The 5,711-nt window shown below is 53.3% G+C and carries 4 protein-coding genes and 1 pseudogene; 2 read left to right on the forward strand and 3 right to left on the reverse strand.

The genetic code is table 11. The annotated features are described in order from the left end of the window. Positions 1–86: 86 nt before the first annotated feature. Positions 87–995: a prohibitin family protein gene (locus ACUU1M_RS18250; protein WP_000646936.1), complete on the forward strand. Its 909-nt coding sequence runs from the start codon at positions 87–89 to the stop codon at positions 993–995. Positions 996–1,040: 45 nt separating this feature from the next. Here the strand turns inward: ACUU1M_RS18250 and tkt are convergent, their stop codons facing one another. Next, on the reverse strand, positions 1,041–3,032 hold the full coding sequence (tkt, locus tag ACUU1M_RS18255) for a transketolase (protein ID WP_000098594.1): 1,992 nt from the start codon (positions 3,030–3,032) through the stop codon (positions 1,041–1,043). 277 nt (positions 3,033–3,309) lie between these two features. On the opposite strand from tkt, the gene loiP reads away from it, so the two are divergent. After that, positions 3,310–4,068, forward strand: a complete 759-nt coding sequence (loiP, locus tag ACUU1M_RS18260) for a metalloprotease LoiP (RefSeq protein WP_152029044.1) — start codon at positions 3,310–3,312, stop codon at positions 4,066–4,068. Between the two features lie 205 nt (positions 4,069–4,273). Here loiP and speB read toward each other — a convergent pair whose 3' ends face one another. Both speB and ACUU1M_RS18270 read right to left on the reverse strand, forming a co-directional pair. Further along, positions 4,274–5,194: an agmatinase gene (gene speB, locus ACUU1M_RS18265; RefSeq protein WP_000105560.1), complete on the reverse strand. Its 921-nt coding sequence runs from the start codon at positions 5,192–5,194 to the stop codon at positions 4,274–4,276. A gap of 135 nt (positions 5,195–5,329) precedes the next feature. Then, positions 5,330–5,711 (reverse strand): annotated as a pseudogene (locus ACUU1M_RS18270) (hypothetical protein); the annotation flags it as partial.

Consider the following 5,711-nt stretch of genomic DNA (forward strand, 5'->3'; position numbering starts at 1 on the left):
TTTATAGATTCTGAATTCTCACCTGTCGGCTGTTTTCTCCTCATCTCATGTGACATATTCCCATACTTTACTCAAGGAAGATTGTCATGAAAGCACCTGTTTCATTAACCTCATTTCGCCCACAAAAATCTCTTGCTATCGCCATTGGCGTGCTTGCCGTGGTTGTGCTGCCATTTCTCTCGTATTACACCGTTAATGAAGGTGAACGCGGCATTTTGCTGCGCTACGGAAAAATCGTAAAAGTTGCCGAGCCGGGGCTGGGTTTTAAGATCCCTTTTATGGAAAGCGTGGAGAAAATTTCCACGCGTAATCAGGCTGTGGTCTATCAGGGATTACAGGCCTACAGCCGCGACCAGCAACCGGCACAAATGACAGTATCAGTCAGCTTCCACATTAAACCTTCAGAAGCAGGCGCGGTTTATACCACCTACAACACTATTGAAGCATTAAAAGATCGTCTAATTGTCCGTCAGTTGCCAACTCAGCTGGAGAACATTTTCGGCCAATATACCGCCATCAGCGCCGTACAGGATCGTACAAAATTGGTTCAGGATCTGCAAAATGCCATGCGCAAAGCCGTTGTTGGGCCAGTGGTAATTGACGGGGTCCAGATTGAAAATATTGATTTTTCTGACGCTTATGAAAAGTCGATTGAAGACCGAATGAAAGCAGAAGTCGCCATTGCCACGCGTAAGCAAAATCTGGAAACAGAGAAAATCCAGGCGCAAATAGCGGTAACTCAGGCCCAGGCAGAAGCAGACAGTAAACTGGCGGCAGCCAAAGCAGAAGCGGAAACTATTCGCGTAAGAGGCGCGGCAGAGGCTGAAACTATTCGTTTAAAAAGTGCGGCTGAAGCAGAAGCAATCCGCCTGCGCGGTGAAGCTCTGCGGGATAATCCCGGACTTGTAGCCCTCACCACTGCCGAACGTTGGGACGGTAAACTGCCCGATACCATGATCCCCGGCAGCACAGTTCCGTTTATCTCTACTAAGTAAAAAAAGGGCCGCTTTCGCGGCCCTTCTCACAAAACGTCTTACTGATTACAGCAGCGCTTTTGCTTTCGCAACAACGTTATCAACAGTGAAGCCGAACTCTTCAAACAGCAGCTCTGCCGGAGCAGATTCACCGAAGGTGGTCATGCCGACGATAGCGCCGTTCAGGCCAACATACTTGTACCAGTAGTCAGCAATACCCGCTTCTACCGCAACGCGTGCAGTAACCGCTTTCGGCAGTACGGATTCACGGTAAGCCGCATCCTGCTTGTCAAATGCGTCGGTAGACGGCATGGACACCACGCGCGCTTTCACGCCTTCGGCAGTCAGTTTTTCGTAGGCAGCAACCGCCAGTTCAACTTCAGAACCGGTGGCGATGAAGATCAGTTCCGGCTGACCAGCACAGTCTTTCAGCACATAACCACCGCGCGCGATGTTTGCCAGCTGCTCTTCAGTACGTTCCTGCTGCGCCAGGTTCTGACGGGAGAGGATAAGCGCAGTCGGGCCGTCCTGACGCTCAACGCCGTATTTCCACGCGACCGCGGATTCAACCTGGTCACACGGACGCCATGTAGACATGTTCGGGGTCACGCGCAGAGAAGCGACCTGCTCTACCGGCTGGTGAGTCGGGCCATCTTCGCCCAGACCGATGGAGTCGTGGGTGTAAACCATCACCTGGCGCTGTTTCATCAGCGCAGCCATACGTACGGCGTTACGTGCGTATTCCACGAACATCAGGAAGGTGGAGGTGTACGGCAGGAAGCCACCGTGCAGGGAGATACCGTTAGCAATCGCGGTCATACCGAACTCGCGAACACCGTAGTGGATGTAGTTACCTGCAGCATCTTCGTTGATTGCTTTAGAACCAGACCACAGGGTCAGGTTAGACGGTGCCAGGTCAGCAGAGCCGCCGAGGAATTCAGGCAACAGCGGGCCGAACGCTTCGATAGCATTCTGCGACGCTTTACGGCTGGCGATTTTCGCCGGATTAGCCTGCAGTTTAGCGATAAACTCTTTCGCTTTGGCGTCGAAGTCAGACGGCATTTCGCCTTTCATACGGCGGGTAAATTCAGCCGCTTCCTGCGGATAAGCTTTCGCGTAAGCCGCAAACTTCTCATTCCATGCAGATTCTTTCGCCTGGCCTGCTTCTTTCGCATCCCACTGAGCATAGATTTCAGACGGGATTTCGAACGGTGCATATTTCCAGCCCAGCTGTTCGCGGGTCAGGGCAATTTCAGCGTCGCCCAGCGGCGCACCGTGGGAGTCGTGAGTACCGGCTTTGTTCGGGGAACCGAAACCGATGATGGTTTTGCACATCAGCAGGGACGGTTTGTCAGTCTCTGCGCGCGCTTCTTCAACTGCGCGTTTGATGGATGCCGCGTCATGACCGTCGATGTCGCGAATAACGTGCCAGCCGTAAGCTTCGAAACGCATTGCTGTGTCGTCGGTGAACCAGCCTTCAACGTGACCATCGATAGAAATACCGTTGTCATCGTAGAACGCAATCAGTTTACCCAGCTTCAGCGTACCCGCCAGAGAGCAAACTTCGTGGGAGATGCCTTCCATCATGCAGCCGTCGCCCATGAAGGCGTAGGTGTAGTGGTCGACAATGTCGTGGCCCGGACGGTTAAACTGCGCCGCCAGCGTTTTTTCTGCAATCGCCATACCGACTGCGTTGGCAATACCCTGACCCAGCGGACCGGTGGTGGTTTCCACACCAGCGGTATAACCTACTTCCGGGTGGCCCGGAGTTTTAGAGTGCAGCTGACGGAAGTTTTTCAGTTCTTCCATCGGCAGATCGTAACCGGTGAGGTGCAGCAGGCTGTAGATCAGCATGGAGCCGTGGCCGTTGGACAGCACGAAGCGGTCACGGTCAGCCCAGGACGGATTCTGCGGGTTGTGTTTCAGGAAATCACGCCACAGGACTTCGGCAATGTCAGCCATACCCATAGGGGCACCCGGGTGACCGGATTTGGCTTTCTGTACTGCGTCCATGCTCAGCGCACGAATAGCATTGGCAAGCTCTTTACGTGAGGACATTTTGACTCCAGATCGGATGATGAAGGGCACGCCCTTAACGACTTGACGACAGCGCGTTTTGGGCTACGCCGGAAAATTTGCCAACAATTTACCGCAAGCCGCGCGTCATGTACATGGAACATCCTTTTGCCGCTTCAGAAATCTCTGGATCATGCTCGCATGTTGCGCAATCTGCTCGCCCGTCCGCTGCGCTTTTCCTTATACTGAGACTGAGCGTCGATTCACCTGCAAACGGCGCATTTTTAGAATAATCCTGACCTTGTGCGGAAGAGAAAACATGAAAATTCGCGCCTTATTGGTAGCAATGAGCGTGGCAACGGTACTGACCGGTTGCCAGAATATGGACTCCAACGGACTGCTCTCATCAGGAGCGGAAGCTTTTCAGGCTTACAGTTTGAGTGATGCGCAGGTGAAAACCCTGAGCGATCAGGCATGTCAGGAGATGGACAGCAAGGCGACGATTGTGCCAGCCAATAGCGAATACGCTAAACGTCTGACAACTATTGCCAATGCGCTAGGCAACAATATCAACGGTCAGCCGGTGAATTACAAAGTGTATATGGCGAAGGATGTGAACGCCTTTGCAATGGCTAACGGCTGTATCCGCGTCTATAGCGGGCTGATGGATATGATGACAGATAACGAAGTCGAAGCGGTGATCGGTCACGAGATGGGGCACGTGGCGTTAGGCCATGTGAAGAAAGGGATGCAGGTGGCGCTTGGTACAAATGCCGTGCGAGTAGCTGCGGCCTCTGCGGGCGGGATTGTCGGCAGTTTATCTCAATCACAACTTGGTGATCTGGGCGAGAAATTAGTCAATTCGCAATTCTCCCAGCGCCAGGAAGCAGAAGCCGATGATTATTCTTACGATCTTCTGCGCCAACGCGGCATCAGCCCGGCAGGTCTTGCCACCAGCTTTGAAAAACTGGCGAAGCTGGAAGAAGGCCGTCAAAGCTCAATGTTTGACGACCATCCTGCATCCGCCGAACGTGCCCAGCATATTCGCGATCGCATCAGCGCGGATGGGATTAAGTAAAGCCTGGTGGTGTCGAACGTAGGTCAGATAAGGCGTTCACGCCGCATCTGACATGAATGGCACATTTGTTACCTTGTGCGCATTGCCGGATGCGATGCTGGCGCATCTTATCCGGCCTACGGGGGCCGAACGTAGGTCGGATAAGGCGTTCACGCCGCATCCGACATTAATGGCACGTTTTACCCGTGCGCATCGCATCTGGTGCTTACTCGCCCTTTTTCGCCGCCTGAATATACAGCATCTCCAGCGCCAGCGTCGCCGCAGCCAGAGCGGTGATTTCCGACTGATCGTATGCCGGAGCCACTTCCACTACGTCCATCCCAACGATGTTGAGATCTTTCAGGCCGCGTACCAGTTTAATGGCGCGATCGGAGGTCAGGCCGCCAATCACTGGCGTACCGGTTCCCGGCGCGAAAGCAGGATCCAGGCAGTCGATATCAAAAGTCAGGTAAACCGGCATATCACCCACAATCTGTTTCACCTGGGCGATAACGTCATCCACGCAGCGATCGTTCACCTGGCAGGCGTCCAGCACGGTAAAGCCGTTGTCTTTATCAAACTCGGTACGAATACCAATCTGCACGGAATGATTCGGGTCGATCAGACCTTCTTTCGGCGCGGTATAGAACATAGTGCCGTGGTCAAATTCACAACCGTTCGCATAGGTATCGGTGTGGGCGTCAAAGTGTACCAGCGCCATTTTGCCGAAATGCTTCGCATGAGCACGCAGCAGCGGCAGCGTAACAAAGTGGTCACCACCGAAGGAGAGCATACGCTTACCGGCAGCCAGCAGCTTCTCGGCGTGCGCCTGCAGCTTTTCGCTCATCTCTCGGGCATCGCCAAAGGCATATACCAGATCGCCGCAGTCCACGACGTTCAGACGCTCACGCATGTCGAAATTCCACGGGAAGCGGTTGTGTTCCCAGGCCAGATTCGTCGAAACCTGACGGATCGCTGCCGGACCGTGGCGACCACCCGCACGACCAGAAGTGGCCATATCGAACGGCACGCCAGTAATCACCCAGTCTGCATCGCTGTCATACGGCTGGAAGTTCATCGGCAGGCGTAAAAAACCAAAGGCATTGGAAACCAGTGAGTTATCGTATTGATGACCTAAGGTGCTCATGGATGGACTCCTATTACAAAGTCGATATAAAAAAACCCTTCCGCGTCGTTAGGCCCGACGAGGAAGGGTTGGATTTGCGAAACACAAGTTTGTGCTAATTATCGCCTTAAATGGGCGAGGCATCAAGCGAGGTTGCTATTTCCGACACGGTGGCGGCGCATAGCCATTGTTATCTGCCGGAAAGGCTTGTCCAGAGCACGGCGGCAGCGCGTTTTGCGCCGGGCCTTGTAATTCAAAGGCGGCAAAGCCGATTACCCCGGTATTACGCACATCGCCTTGCGCCGAATTGGCTGCGTAGGAATCAGCAACGTTGGCGAACTGAAAAGCCGCTTCAGTATGTTTATCTTTGCGGAATCCTTTAATCACTAACGAATCTCCGGCATTCACAATATAGCCGTTGTTATTCAGCGAACCTTGCTTGCCGTTCAGCACATCCAGGCCATCAACCGTAGCAACGATCTCGTAGTTGGTGTTACGACTGTAATTACGGACATATAATTGATAATTCATTCCGACT

The organism is Shigella sp. SIG6 (assembly GCF_053555815.1).